General features: G+C 63.3%; 13 protein-coding genes. 9 read left to right on the forward strand and 4 right to left on the reverse strand.

Features of this window, described 5'->3' with window-relative positions; all coding sequences use genetic code 11:
• Positions 1–4 precede the first annotated feature (4 nt).
• The gene (locus U5A67_RS03350; protein WP_321813044.1) at positions 5–322 is read right to left on the reverse strand and encodes a hypothetical protein; all 318 of its coding nucleotides are present in this window, start codon (positions 320–322) and stop codon (positions 5–7) included.
• Between the two features lie 235 nt (positions 323–557).
• Here U5A67_RS03350 and U5A67_RS03355 point away from each other — a divergent pair, with 235 nt between their 5' ends.
• The 4 genes from U5A67_RS03355 (at position 558) to U5A67_RS03370 (ending at position 5,512) form a co-directional block, all read left to right on the forward strand.
• Positions 558–935, forward strand: a complete 378-nt coding sequence (locus tag U5A67_RS03355) for a DUF2946 domain-containing protein (RefSeq protein ID WP_321813045.1) — start codon at positions 558–560, stop codon at positions 933–935.
• A 243-nt stretch (positions 936–1,178) separates the two neighbouring features.
• On the forward strand, positions 1,179–3,548 hold the full coding sequence (locus U5A67_RS03360; protein WP_321813046.1) for a TonB-dependent receptor: 2,370 nt from the start codon (positions 1,179–1,181) through the stop codon (positions 3,546–3,548).
• Positions 3,549–3,592: 44 nt separating this feature from the next.
• Positions 3,593–5,077 carry a PepSY domain-containing protein gene (locus U5A67_RS03365; RefSeq protein WP_321813047.1) on the forward strand — a complete coding sequence of 495 codons (1,485 nt, stop codon included), beginning with the start codon at positions 3,593–3,595 and terminating at the stop codon, positions 5,075–5,077.
• Positions 5,078–5,185: 108 nt separating this feature from the next.
• Positions 5,186–5,512 carry a hypothetical protein gene (locus U5A67_RS03370; protein WP_321813048.1) on the forward strand — a complete coding sequence of 109 codons (327 nt, stop codon included), beginning with the start codon at positions 5,186–5,188 and terminating at the stop codon, positions 5,510–5,512.
• 27 nt (positions 5,513–5,539) lie between these two features.
• Here U5A67_RS03370 and U5A67_RS03375 read toward each other — a convergent pair whose 3' ends face one another.
• Both U5A67_RS03375 and U5A67_RS03380 read right to left on the reverse strand, forming a co-directional pair.
• Positions 5,540–6,250, reverse strand: a complete 711-nt coding sequence (locus tag U5A67_RS03375; RefSeq protein WP_321813049.1) for an SDR family NAD(P)-dependent oxidoreductase — start codon at positions 6,248–6,250, stop codon at positions 5,540–5,542.
• Positions 6,251–6,397: 147 nt separating this feature from the next.
• A complete protein-coding gene (locus U5A67_RS03380; protein ID WP_321813050.1) occupies positions 6,398–7,306 on the reverse strand; it encodes a sterol desaturase family protein in 909 nt (302 codons plus the stop codon).
• A gap of 352 nt (positions 7,307–7,658) precedes the next feature.
• Between U5A67_RS03380 and U5A67_RS03385 the strand changes: the two genes are divergently transcribed.
• From U5A67_RS03385 to U5A67_RS03405, 5 genes are all read left to right on the forward strand, one after another.
• Complete coding sequence (locus U5A67_RS03385) at positions 7,659–8,654, forward strand: hypothetical protein (RefSeq protein ID WP_321813051.1); 996 nt, start codon at positions 7,659–7,661, stop codon at positions 8,652–8,654.
• Positions 8,655–8,729: 75 nt separating this feature from the next.
• A complete protein-coding gene (locus tag U5A67_RS03390; RefSeq protein WP_205982497.1) occupies positions 8,730–9,038 on the forward strand; it encodes an EF-hand domain-containing protein in 309 nt (102 codons plus the stop codon).
• A gap of 89 nt (positions 9,039–9,127) precedes the next feature.
• On the forward strand, positions 9,128–9,841 hold the full coding sequence (locus U5A67_RS03395; RefSeq protein WP_205982496.1) for a response regulator: 714 nt from the start codon (positions 9,128–9,130) through the stop codon (positions 9,839–9,841).
• Positions 9,841–11,259, forward strand: a complete 1,419-nt coding sequence (locus U5A67_RS03400; protein ID WP_321813052.1) for an ATP-binding protein — start codon at positions 9,841–9,843, stop codon at positions 11,257–11,259. Before U5A67_RS03395 ends, U5A67_RS03400 begins: the two co-directional genes overlap by 1 nt.
• Before the next feature lie 178 nt (positions 11,260–11,437).
• Complete coding sequence (locus U5A67_RS03405) at positions 11,438–12,199, forward strand: DUF4410 domain-containing protein (RefSeq protein WP_321813053.1); 762 nt, start codon at positions 11,438–11,440, stop codon at positions 12,197–12,199.
• A gap of 66 nt (positions 12,200–12,265) precedes the next feature.
• On the opposite strand, the gene dld is transcribed toward U5A67_RS03405, so the two are convergent.
• Entirely contained in the window at positions 12,266–14,014 is a 1,749-nt protein-coding gene (gene dld, locus U5A67_RS03410; protein WP_321813054.1) for a D-lactate dehydrogenase, read from the reverse strand.
• Between the last annotated feature and the right edge of the window lie 55 nt (positions 14,015–14,069).

Genomic DNA, 14,069 nt, shown 5'->3' on the forward strand with positions numbered 1-14,069 from the left:
GATTTCAGGGGCTTTGATGGCGAGCGTTTTCTTCCGGGCATTGACCGTTTTGCCGGCGCACGCACCACTGACGCAGCGCATTGTCTGCAAGCGGGCAATTCACCGGATTGCGCGGCGTGGCATGCGTGCGCGCGCCGAGTTTCAGCGCGAACTTAATGGGCAATTCCAAGCCGCAACGGGTCGAATCGATACCGCTGCCGCGCGCGAGCGGCGCGTGCGACGTGCTGTCGCATGCGCGATGTTCGAGCCTTTGATCAGCGGGTTCGGCGGTACGGGCCATCCAGAGCAGGCTGGGCGAAGGGCGTAGGGAAAAAACGGACATGATCGCGTGCCGCCACGCAGGCGGCCCTCAATATTGTTCAGTTGAACATGCCGATCATGGTGACATTCGTATCGCTCGAGACCTATCGTAAAAGTACGAAAGCGCCTGTTTCAGGACATTTTCCCGCGAGCACAGCCAAATACGGGACTGCTTATGACCACTTTCAGCCTGCTTTCGCGCGTGCGTGAATCGCGCCTGGCGTGGTAGACTGCGCCGCGCAATCGCTCACTCCAATATGAAACTACGCAAGCACATTTTGCTGACCGCATGGCTTGGCCTCGTCGCCATGTGGCTCATCGTGCTTGCTCCGCTCGCGAGTCAGTTGATTGCCGCGCATCACGCGCACGAGCCGGACGCTACGCTTTGCTCCGCGCTCCAGCCGGCTTCCTCGGCCCCGCATCTTTCGCACGACGATGCGTTCGGCGCCTGCGGTTACTGCAATCTGCTCGAACATCACGTCGCCATGCCCGCTATTGCGGTGCCCGAAGCGCAACGCGCGCTCGTGGCCAATGTCGAGCGTGCAGCGACGCTGTCCACGCGTCATACGCCCTTCGGGGCCTTTCCCTCGGGCCGTCCACGCGCCCCTCCTGCTGTTTCCCGCGCATTCGCTTGACTGCTGTCGTCATCGGCCGCACGTTCGCGTCTTTTCTGCCTGATTACCGGTTGTTCGTTGCCTGATCTTCGCCTGGCCGTCGCTCGCTGATCGCTTGCAATTGTTTGTGATCGTTTGCGATCGCGCTCGGGCATCGGCCATGCATCGGCTCGACGCAGATAAAGACGCGCGCTGCACACACGCAATGGCTCGCCTGGAAGCGCCATCCGCGGCCGCACGTCTATTGCTCTGGGGAAACCTCACATGTTCACGCCCGCCTCGCGCGGCGCGCGGTTGCTTTCGCACGTCCGTATCTCGCGCACGCCTTTGTGCCTGCTCGCACCTTTCGCGGCTGCCGCCGCTGCTGCTTTCGCCACTGCATCGGCCCACGCCGCCGACGCCGATACCACCAGCGCGACCACGCTGCCCACGGTCACGATCAGCGCTTCAGGCACGGCCTCGCGCGGCGCGGCTACGCCCGCTGTCGATCCAAATCTGCCCGCCACGGTCGAAACCGTCACGCCCGAGCAGTTCAACAACTGGAACGTCGTCAATACCGAAGACGTGCTCAAGTACATGCCGAATCTGGCGGTGCGCAAACGCTTTGTCGGCGACCTGAATTCGATCATCGCCGTGCGCGGCACGAGCAATACGCAAAGCGCGCGCGGCCTCGTGTATTCGGATGGTTTGCTGCTGTCCAATCTGCTTGGCAACAGCTATGCGTTTCCGCCGCGCTGGTCGATGGTGTTTCCCGACCAGATCCAGCAGGTCGATGTGATTTACGGACCGTATTCGGTGCTTTATCCGGGCAATTCGCTGGGCGCGACGGTATTGATTACCACGCGCATGCCCTCGAAATTCGAGGCCAACGTCGATGTGAAAGCGTTCACGCAGCACTTCAGCCTTTACGGCGTGAACCAGAATTTCAACGGCAGCGAAATGAGTGCGTCGATTGGCGATCGCATCGGCAAGTTCTCCTGGCTGCTGGGCGTGAATCATCTGGAGAATACGAGCCAGCCGTTGCAGTTCGCTACGCTCGCGCAATCGAGCACGCCAGCGACGGCGAGCGACACGCCCGTGCACGGCGCGTACTTCTACAAGAACCAGACCAATACGCCGACTGTCGTGCTGGGCGTGAACGGCGAAGGCATCGAGCACACGGTACAGGACCAGTTCAAGCTGCGCACGCAATACGATTTCACGCCTACCGTGCAGGGCGGATTCACGCTCGGTTACTGGCATCAAACCTATAGTAGCCAGACATCGACGTTTCTCTACGACGATAACGGCAATCCCGTTTATAGCGGCAAGGTCAATATCGGCGGATACGAGTACACGATTCCCGCTTCTGCGATGGCGCCCAGCCGCGGCCAGAGCGAGAACTGGCTGTACGGTCTGAATCTGCGCACGCATCAGGCAACCGGCTGGAACGCGGAGGCACTTGCTTCGTACTACGACGTAAGTAATAGCGTCGCGCGTACGGCCAGTTCGGGTGGAACCGGCAACGGCGCGGGCACGATGACGCTCGGCGACGGCACCGGCTGGAAAACGCTCGACCTCAAGACCACGTGGACGCCCGCGCGACCCGATGCGGGCCTGGTCGCGCATTGGCTGACGTTCGGCTATCACTACGACAATTACTTCGTCGATAACCGTACCTACAACACGCTCGCATGGCGCGACGGTCCGGCGGGGAGTTTCGCCAACGCGTTCGCCGGCAAAACGCAAACGCAGGCCGTCTACGCGCAGGACGCGTGGCGCTTTCTGCCGCGCTGGAAACTGGTCTATGGCGTGCGTTACGAAGACTGGCGCGCGTATGACGGTTATCAGTCGCTGGGCGCTTCGACGGTGCCGTATGCGGGCGTGAGCGATCAGCACTTCTCGCCGAAAGCCTCGCTTTCTTTCGATGTCACCGACGATCTCACGCTGCGGGCCTCGATTGCGCGCGCCTATCGTTTCCCGACTGTGGGCGAATTGTTCCAGGGGCAAATCAACGGATCGTCGATCGTCAATAACAATCCCAATCTGAAAGCCGAAGACGATCTGTCGAAAGAACTCACTGCCGAATGGGCGCACTGGAATGGTCTGTTCCGTTTCACGCTGTTTCAGGACGACGTGAAGAACACCATCTTCAGTCAGACCGATACCACCGTGATTCCGAACGTCACCAACTTCCAGAACATCGGCAAGGTGCGTTCGCGCGGCGTGGAAACGAGCTATCAAGGCCAGGACGTGGTACTGCATGGGCTCGATTTTTCGGCCAGCGTCGCGTACACGCAGTCGAAAATTCTCGAGAACGCGCAGAACCCCGCGAGCGTCGGCAAATACTTTTATCGCATTCCGTTGTGGCGCGTAAATGCCGTCGCGACGTATCGCTTCGATGCCCATAGCGCGCTGACGCTGGCCGCCCGTTATTCAGGCCGTCAATACAACACGCTCACGAATACCGATACCAACCCGGACGTTTTCGGCGGCACCAGCAGCTATACGGTCGCCGATGTGAAGTACACGTATCGGCCGACGAAGAAGAGTGAGATTGGTGTAGGCATCGACAATATTTTCGGTGCGCGCTACTTCGTCTATCACCCCTATCCGGGCCGCACTTTCTATGTCGAAGCGAAGATCGGCATATGAGCGATTGCTCGCATTCGCCACATCGATAACAACAGGAACCCATCATGTCCGCTACGCTGCCTGCTTCCGGCACGCGCACTGCGCGCGCTGCCGGTGCCGTTCACCCTGGCTATCGCACACTATGGCGCTGGCATTTTTATGCCGGCCTTTTCGTCATGCCATTTTTGATCGTGCTGGCGATCACCGGCACGATCTACTGCTTTCAGCCGCAAATCGAGCCGCTGCTTTATCCGCATCGTCTGGTGGTGACACCGGCCGATTCTCCGCGTCTGCCTGCCGATACGCTGCTTGATAAAGCCCGCACAGCGCTGCCGCCCGAGGCAAAACCCATACGCGCGCATATCGAAGCCAGTCCTGCGCGCAGCGCGGAATTCGTTTTTGCGCTTGCCAATGGTCGCAAGGAAAGCGTCTATGTGAATCCGTATAGCGGCGGCGTGCTCGGCACGCTCGATGTCGATAGCCGATTCATGCAGGTGGATCGCATGCTGCATCGCAAGTTGCTGCTCGGCAAGCCTGGCGAATTGTTGATGGAACTGGCCGCGTGCTGGACGCTGGTGATGATCGGCACGGGCATCGCGCTCTGGTGGCCGCGTGTTGCGACCGACGGCAAACGGACTTCGCTGCGCAGTGCGCTTTGGCCGCGTTTCAGTACGAAAGGCAGACCGTGGTGGAAGAGTCTGCATAGCGTGATCGGCATCTGGCTCGCGGTGGGCGCGCTGGCGTTTGTCGTGAGCGGTCTGCCGTGGACGGGATCGTGGGGCAAACAGTTCAAGGCGCTGGCGACACGCGTGAATGTCGGCGCACCGCGCGGCGCATGGGGCGGCGGGTTGCCCTTGAAATCCACGCTGCCCGGCGCGTCTGCCCAGACGGATCACGCCGAACATGCGGGCCACGATATGTCCTCGATGCCCGGCATGGTGATGGACGATCTGCCCTTGCCCAACGTGCCGTGGGCCGTAGGCGCGGTCAAGGTGCCGCAATCGCCCGATACTGTGGCGCAGGAGAGCACGCGTTTTACGCTCGATCAGGTCGTCGCGCTGATGCGCGATTCCGGCGTGGCCAGCGGCTACGATATCGCGCTTCCCGCTACGTCTTCGGGCGTCTACACCGTGTCGTATTTCCCTGCGGACCCGCAAAAAGAGCGCACCGTCTATATCGATCAATACAGCGGCAAGGTGCTCAAGGATATTCATTACGCCGATTACGGCGCGGTTTCGCAGGTCATTTCGTACGGCACATCGCTGCATATGGGCCGCTATTTTGGCCTTGCGAACCAGATCGTCTGCACGGTCATTTCACTCGGCCTGGCCGCGCTTGCGGTGACGGGTTTCGTGATGTGGTGGCTGCGCCGTCCTTCGCGCACGGTGGGCGCACCGTCGCGCGAACGCGCTGCGCCGCCGATGCGCGCGTGGAAGATCGGCCTGGCCCTGCTGGCCGTGATTTTCCCGCTAATGGGCGCAACGATTCTGGCCGTTCTGCTGCTCGACTGGCTGGCTTTCGGTCGCTCGCGCAATCTTTCGTCTTCCTGACGAATCATCCGCAGATTACTGGCGTGCGTGCCAGTAATCTGCGGACACAATTGCCCGTGAACCTGTGCCCTCTCCGCGATGCCAAAGCAGTATCGAGGGGAGACCACCGTGTACCGTTTCATCTGCGTAATTGGAGCAATCGGCGCGGCCGCTGCACTCGCAGGATGTGCAGTCGCGCCCTATCCAGGCTACCCGGGCTATTACGACGCTGGCTATGGCTATTCGTATCCGTACGCCTACGGTTATCCGTATGGGTACGGCTATTACCCCGATTATTACTACGGGCCGAGTTTCGGCGTGGCCTGGTGGGGCGGCGGATGCTGTTACGGCGGACGCGGCTGGCATGGCGGCCACGGCAGCTGGCATGGAGGCGGTCATGGCGGCGGCACCTGGCAAAGCGGCGGTGGCCACGGCAGCGGCGGGCACGGACACTAGGCCCGTGCGAGCGCCATCACACTCCGATCAAACGCGCCCGTTCACCGCAATCGCAGCGCCCGTCACCGCGCGCGCATCCGACGAAATCAGAAACGCAATCACCGCGGCGATTTCATCGGACTGAACCCAGCGGGTGAAATCGGCGTCGGGCATATCGGCGCGATTTTGCGGCGTGTCGATAATACTCGGCAAAACCGCGTTGACCGTCACGCCCTTATCCTTGAGTTCTTCGGCCAGCGCCTCGGTCAGGCGCGCTACGCCAGCCTTCGAGGCCGCATACGCGCCCATCCCCATGCCCGCCTTCTGCCCCGCGCCCGCCCCGATATTGACGATGCGCCCCGCGCCGCGCGCGAGCAACGCCGGCAGCGCAGCCTTCGACGCATTCAGCGCGGTCTTCACGTTCAGATCGAACATCAGATCCCAGGTGCCTGCATCGCCATCGGCGATCGTTTCCCAGCGGAATGCGCCCGCGATATTGACGAGCGCGTCGAGTCCGCCCAGCGCCTCGGCGGCTCTGGCCAGCGCCGCGCCGGCGGCCTGAGCGTCCACCAGATCGACGCCGCCCAGGCACACGGCGTCCTTGAGTGCGGCCGGCAGCGCGTCGGCGCGAGGCGCCGCGCCTCGGCCGATCAGCGCCACGCGGGCGCCGCGCGCCGCCAGAAACTGCGCCGTCGCCAGTCCAAGGCTGCCGAAGCCGCCGGTGATCGCCACCGTCTTGCCGTTCACTGAGTTATCCATTCTGATTGCCTGCTTTCTGCGTAAAGTCGCCCGCATAAAGGACGACGGGTTCGAAAACGTTGCAGCGGCCCAAAGCCGCTGCGGGCCGCCACGTTAACCGAGCCGGCCGTTTGCGGCAACCGTGCTCGCGCATTTCATCGACATCATTCAAGCATCCGTGCGCACCGTCGCGAGACTGCGTTTGCGCAGCTCCTCGGTGGTTTCGCCCTTGCCGTCCGCGCTCCAGCCCGGCGGCAGGATCACATGACGCACAGCGGTCCACAGATTGGGCGCCGCCGCGATATCGCGAACGAGACTCACCCAATGCTCGAATTCGACGACCAGCGGATTGCGCGAACGCGTCGGCGTAACGAGGCCGTAGCGGCAAGGCTCATCGGCGCGCTCGGCCACATAGGTGCCAAACAGGCGATCGAATACGATCAGCACGCCGCCGTAATTCGCATCGAGATAATCGACATTCGACGCATGATGCACGCGATGCGCGGAAGGCGTATTGAACACGTACTCCAGCCAGCCGAGTCTGGGAATCCACGTGTTATGCAGCCAGAACTGATAAAGCAGATTGAACGAGAGAATCGCGAGCACGACTTCGGGACGCACGCCCAGCCACACCAGCGGCGCGAAAAACATCGCGGGGCCCGTGAGTTTGCCGGTCCAGCCGAGCCGATACGCCGACGAAAGCGTCAATTGATTCGGCGAATGATGAACGGCATGCGTGGCCCAGAAAAAGCGCATGCGGTGCGAAGCGCGGTGATACCAGTAATAGCAGAACTCCTGGCCGATAAAGACAAAGAACGCCAGCGTGAAGTTATCGATCGAGAGCGTGAAAAGCCGATGTTCCCACGCGAAATGAAAGATCGGCGCGGCGAGTGAAATGGGCAGGAGCGCGAACAGTTTTCGTCCGGCGAGATCGGCGAGTGAAATCCAGACATCGGACCAGTCGAACGCGGCATCGCCCGCGCGGCGCTTGCGGAAGGTGAGCCAGGCCGCTTCGATCAGCGAAGCGGTAACGATAAGCAGCGTGACGTAATACGCGAGTTTTCCAGTGGTGAGCATGATGACGATGTGCGAATGAGCGCTGGGTGAAAGAGGACGCGGGTTCGAATCGTGTGTGGTCGTCGCGTCGGATGAACGCACTGTAGAGGCGCGCTGCCCGAAACACCACGCGCGAATTATGTCGTCGTGTGTCATGCGGGAAATGGCCCGGCAAGCGGCCGCTTCGCCTTGCCCCGTGCGGGTTGGCGATGCCGGCAAAAGCCGCCGCGAGATGTAACACCGCGACATGGTTTTGCACGCGACTTGCGGCGGGCACCGCCCTATAGTTCGTTCCGCTGACACGCCGGAACGCCGGATACGTGTCCTGAAACGAACCGCCCCGCTCTCACCGCTGCAATCGCAAGGATCTCTGATGAAACCGCTCACCCTCGTCGCCGCCACGTTTATTGCGCTTGCCAGCGCCCCCGCTTTCGCAGGCTGGTCTGGCCACGGCACCGCTTATACGCCGCACGGCACCTATAACGCTGCGCATGCGGGTTCGTGCAGCGGCGGAAGTTGCCAGCATGCGGGCGGCGTGGGCGGTCCTTGGGGCGGCATCGCCACCAACACGGGCAACGTCACCCGCACCGCGCCGGGGCAGTTCTCGAATAGCGGCACGGCGGTCGGCCCGAACGGACGTTCGGTCCAGCATGCGGGCGATACGAGCTGCGCGGGCGGCACCTGCTCGCACACCGGCACGATGACCGGCGAAGATGGCCGCAGCGCCTCGACTTCGGGCAGCGTGACGCGCACGGCGCCCGGCCAGTATTCGTCGACGGGCACGGTCACGGCGGCCAACGGCAACAGCGTGAGCCACAACGCCTCGACGAATTGCGCAGGCTCGACCTGTTCGCGCTCCGGCACGGTCACGGGGACGGATGGCGGCACGTACACGCATTCGGGCAGCGCCACCCGCGTTGCACCCGGCGTGGTGACGACTTCGGGCGGCAGCACAGTCGTGCATGGCACGACTGTCGTGGCCGGCGGCACTACTGGCGGTACGACGGTCGTGACAGGCGGCAGTACGGTGGCAGTCGGCGCTACCGTTGCCGTCGCGCCTGTTCCCGCTCCGGTGCCGGCGCCCGTGATCGTCACGCCTGCGCCGCCGCCCGCGAACACGGCGGTCTATGTCACGCCCGCGCCGAAAGCCGTCTACGTGCCGCCGCCCCCGCCGAAAACGGTCTACGTCGCAGCGGCACCGAAGGTCGTCTATGTCGCCCCGCCGCCGCCCAAAGTCGTGTACGTAGGCCGTCCGCTGCCGCGTGCCGTCTATATCGCCCCGCGCCCCGTGTATGCCGCGCCGCGCGCCGCGATCTGGGTGCCGGGCCACTGGGCGGGCGCCGTGTGGGTCCCCGCGCACTGGGCCTGATGTATTTGCCGATGCCTTTATCCGATTTCCCCTGACCGGCCGGCACGCTATGTCGGCCACCCTACGGAGCACACCATGAAGAAGATGATCGTCCCCCTGATTTTGTGTATCGTTTCAGCAGCGGCTGCGGCGCAAGGCTTACCGGCGGCGCCCGCTGCCGCGCCCGCCACGAACGAGCGCATGGCCCGCGCGCTCTCGCAGTTGCAGACCCGCTTTGCGCAGGCCAACACCACGCACGACGGCAAGCTCACGCGCGAACAGGCGCAGGCGGGCATGCCGATGGTGGCGCAGCATTTCGACGCCATCGACACACAGCACGCTGGATTCGTTACGCTCGCGCAGATCGAAGACTTCATGCGCGCACGCGCCGCCGCGAGCCGATGACCGCGGCACGCGCAAACCCTGGTGCGAATGGTGCGCCTTTGACGGCGCATCATTCGCACCATCCGCATCGATCACCGCCGGAGGCGGCCATGGAGCAGGCAAACCGCATCATCGTGCTGGACGACGAAGCCGAGCTGCGCAACATGCTGCAACGCTTCCTGAGCGGCCACGGCTTCGAGGTGCGCGCTGTCGCGGACGGCAAGCGCCTCGACCGCATGCTGCAGCGCGAGCCCTACGACCTGCTCGTGCTCGATCTGATGATGGAGCCCGAGGACGGCCTGAGCGTGTGCCGCCGCCTGCGCGCCGAAGGCCACACCTTGCCGATCCTCATGCTCACCGCAAAAGGCGATGCGGCGGACAAGGTGATCGGCCTCGAAACCGGCGCCGACGACTATCTCGCCAAACCCTTTCTGCCCGACGAACTGGTTGCGCGCGTGAAAGCCTTGCTGCGCCGCCAGAAAATGGCCGCGGGCGACCCGACGGTGACCTCGCAGCGGCTGCGTTTCGGCGATTTCGTCTTCGATGTCGGCCAGCAGACGCTCATGCGCGACGGCGTGCCCATCGACGTGCATTCCGCGCAGATGTTGCTGCTGCACGCGCTCGGCTCATCGCCCAATCGCGCCGTGAGCCGCGAAAACCTGCTCGCGCGCGCACGCGGACGCGATCACAACGCGCTCGATCGCAGCGTCGATGTGCAGATTCTGCGGCTGCGCCAGATCGTCGAGGAAGATCCGGCCAAGCCGCGTTTCATCAAGACCGTCTGGGGCATCGGCTATATGCTGGTGGCCGGCGTCGATTCCTGATGGGCGCGCCTGTGTCGACCGCGCGAAGCTCGTCCGGCACGCCCCGCTCCTGGCTGCCGCGCTCGCTGCTCTCGCGCAATATCGTGCTGCTGGTGGCGCTCGTCGCGCTCACGCAGGTCTGTTCGCTCAGCGCGCTGCTGCATTTCGTGCAGCGCCCGCGCATCGACCGCGCGTCGATCATTTTTTCCGACTACGTGAAGGTGCTCGACGGCATGCTGGTGGCGATGCCGCCCGCCGAAAGCCGCGCCGCCGCCGCGCGTCTGCATGCGCAAAGCGCGGCGCCCGCGTCGAGCGTGGTCGCGCCCGCCATCAATCCGCTGCGTTTCTTTCGTAGCTGGCAGCGCGATGTTTTCCTGGACGCGCTGCGCCGCCATTTGCCTGCCGATATGCCGGTGCGCTGGGAAATCGCCGATTCCGACCGCGACGACGAAGCGCGCCTGTGGATACGCGTGCACACCGCAGACGCGCCGGTCTGGATCGCCCTGCCGATGACCGCCGACGCCCAGGCCAGCGGCATCACCACGGCCATCTTGCTGTCGATCGGCCTCGCGCTGCTCGCGGCGCTCACGGGCTGGCTGATCCAGATGCACCTGAACCGTCCGCTCGCCGATCTCGCGCATGCCGCGCGCGGCGTGAGCGCAGGCGACACGCCCGCGCCGCTGCCCACCGACGGCCCCACCGAAATCGCCGAAGTCAGCCGCGCCTTCAACCAGATGACCGCCGCGCTGCGCGAGGCCGAAGCCACGCGCGCGCTGATGCTCGCGGGCGTGTCGCACGACATCCGCACGCCGCTGACCAAGCTGCGCCTTGCCATCGCAATGGCGCTGCCGCGAGGCACGAACGACGCGCTGGTGGCGTCATCCGAAGGCTATCTGGATACCATCGACACGATTCTTCAGCAGTTTATGGACTACGCGGGCAGCGGCGAACGCGAAGCGCCGCAACAAGGCGATCTCAACGCGCTCGCAGGCCAGCTCGTTGCCGATTTTGCCGGGCTCGGACACGAGTTCGACTTCGAGGAAGGCCCACTGCCAATGTTTGCTTTCCGGCCCGTGGCCGTCATGCGCCTGCTGATGAATCTGATGCAGAACGCGGTCGTCTATGGAAAGGCGGGTTTGCTCATCCGCACGTGGCAGGAAGACGGCTTCGCCTGGGTGGCCGTGTGCGATCGCGGCAACGGTATTCGCGCCGCCGAACTCGAACGCCTCAAATCGCCGTTCAGCCGCGGCAGCAACGCGCGCGGACATTCGGGCGGCACCGGACTCGGGCTCGCAATCGTCGAACGAATCGCGCGTCAGCAAGGAGGTTCGCTAACCTTCCTCGATCGCGATGGCGGCGGCCTGGAAGCCCGCGTGAAGCTCTCGCTCAACCCTCCCCCATTTCCTCTCACCTTGCCCGGCGCGCCCCCGCGCACGTGACATAGATCGACATAATTGTTGCGTGGCATAAGCGCGCAGTTGCTCCCATACTTGCGCCTGTGCTGAGCGACGCACGCAGCCGAAAGGCGCAGCGACCTGCCAGCTTTCATGAACCCGCTTCGATAGTTCGGCATCCTGATTGATGCGCTCGTGTCGAAGACCCTTCAGGCGATTCGACATGTCCACGATCTTCAACGCTTTCATCAACCAGACCAAACGACTCGCAGGCGCAGCGCTGCTCGCAGGTTCGCTGTTCGCTTCGGGCTGCGCATCGGCGGCCAACACCTTGCAGGCCGCTGGCCCGCTGCCGCAGGTTCAGGCCGATGTCATCTATGTTTCCGCGTTCGAAATCTCGCCGGATCTGGTCAAGCTCGATAGCGGCATGGCGCAAAAGCTCAAGGCGATGGCCAGCGGCGAATCGTCGGCGCAACAGCAGCAGCAAGCGGCGCTGGCCGCACGCGAAAAGCTCGCCGACGATATCGTCGCGCAGCTTCAAAAGCAGGGTCTGCCCGCCCTGCGCGTGGACGGCCCGGTGCCCGCAGGCCGTGCCGCCATCGTCGTGGAAGGCCGTATCGATACGATCGATGCGGGCAGCCGTCGCCGCCGCATGTTGATCGGTCTGGGCGCGGGCAAGAGCGAAGTGGGCGCGACGATTGCCGTGTCGTATCTGCCGGCCAACGGCGCGCCGCAAACGCTCGTCACCTTCGAAGCCGATGCAAACAGCGGCCATATGCCCGGCGTCGCCGAAACGGCAGGCGTGGGTGCAGCAGCGGGCCATGTGGCGATGTCGGCGGCAGCGGGCGCGGGCGTGCATGGCGCATCGGAAGCGAAGAACGACACGATTTCCTCCGACGCCGGCAAGCTCGCCCGATCGATCGCCAGGCAGCTTGCGCAAGCGGCTCAGCAAAACGGCTGGGTGCCGGTGAGCAAGGCCGGCTGATTCCAGCCAGACGCTGGCGAATCAATCAAAAAGGCGGTGCATTGTGGATGCACCGCCTTTTTCGTTTTATTGCGCGCGCTCTTTGTAATGCGCGAACTTCGAAGTCTGCCCGATACCCGGATTAAAGCAGTTACACGGATCGAGTTTTTCGTAGAACGACTTCAATTCAGGCTTCGCGTGATAAAGATGGCCGACGTTGTGCTCGGCGGGATATTCGGCGCCACGCGCGTCCAGCAGCTTCCACATCTCGTGTTCCAGCGCGAGGCAATCGTGGCCTTTGCGCACGATATAGTCCTGATGAAACACATGGCAGAGGAAGTGCCCGTAATACAGCTTGATGGCGATCGGGCGTTCGACGGCATCGGGCAGCGTTTCGAACCAGTCGCGGTCGTTGCGGCGCAGCGCAATATCGAGCGCGACAATATCCTCGACTTCATCGCCATGCACGGCGCGATATCGCACGGCCGCGCCCGCTGCCGCGAAGCGATGCAGAAACGCCTTGCTGCCCTCTTGCGCCGTGCATTCGAAAAAGTCGCCGCTTGCCTGTCCGAAATAGCGCGTGAGGTACGCGCGCGTTTCGTCCACCGTATCGGCGGAAACTTTCAGCATCAGATGATGTTCGTAGCGCTGCCGATAATCCTTGAGTCGCGCGGGCAGATGGCCCGGAAACAATTGGCTCACGGCCTGCATCACGCGGTCGGTCAGATGCGCGGGCAGGAAAGAAAAGCGCTCGAAAAAGGCATCGAAACGGCTTTTCAGCGCAAACAGCCCCGGCAGACGTTGGGTGCCCAGATGCTGGATCAGCAGGAACATATCCTTGCCGTAACGCTCGGCGATATCGAAAGCGTCTCGATGCAGATATTCGCCCGCAATCGGCAGACTCGACAGTTCGCCTAGCAGATAGCGGCGCACGTCGGTGAGTTCGGCGGTTGCATTCGTGCCGATATAAAACACCTTCGCGCCCTGCTCGATCGGAAACGTATCGAGCCGCACCGCGAATACCATCACTTTGCCCGCGGAGCCGGACGCTTCGTGCAAGCGCAGCGGATCGGCGTTGTAGCGTGCGGGCGTGGCGGCGTCCACGTCGCGCACGTGTTCGGCGTAATGGCGGTCCGAGGCCGCGCCCGCGTCGTGGCGGATATCGGCTTCAGGAAGTTCGCCGCGATCGAGGCGCGCGAGAATCTGCTCGGGCGTGTCGCCGAGTTCAATACCCAAATGATTGACGAGGCTGAGCGTGCCTTGCGCATCGACCTGTGCGTAGATCGTCATTTCCGTATAAGCCGGCCCGCGCCGCACCAGCGCGCCGCCCGAGTTATTGCAGATGCCGCCCACCACCGAAGCGCCGATGCACGAAGAACCGATCACCGAATGCGGCTCGCGGCCCAGCGGCTTGAGCGTCTGCTCCAGTTGATCGAGCGTCGCACCGGGCAGACACACGACCTGTTTGCCTTCGTCGATCACATAGACCGTACGCATGCGCGTCATGCTGACGATCACCACGTCGCGGTCGTAATCGTTACCATCGGGCGTGGAACCGCCGGTCAAGCCCGTATTCGAGGCCTGCGAGATCACAACCGCGTTCGCCGCCACGCAGGCCTGCAAGACCTGCCATTGCTCGACCAGCGAGCCGGGCCGCACGACTGCCGCCACCTTGCCTTCGCCAAACCGGAAGCCCTTGCGGTAACGGCGCGTCGCTTCGTCGCCGGTCAGCACGAAACGATCACCGACGATAGCTTGCAGCGAGGCGACGAGCGACGCTCGCCCAACACCGGACGTCGTGCTGGACGAGACGGGGCGTTGAGGAATGGTGGACATGCGAACGACTCCAGATGGAAAGCGGATGCGAATCAAACTAGGATAATTTGTCGCA

Source organism: Paraburkholderia sp. J69-1, from assembly GCF_905220255.1.
Classification (GTDB): domain Bacteria; phylum Pseudomonadota; class Gammaproteobacteria; order Burkholderiales; family Burkholderiaceae; genus Paraburkholderia.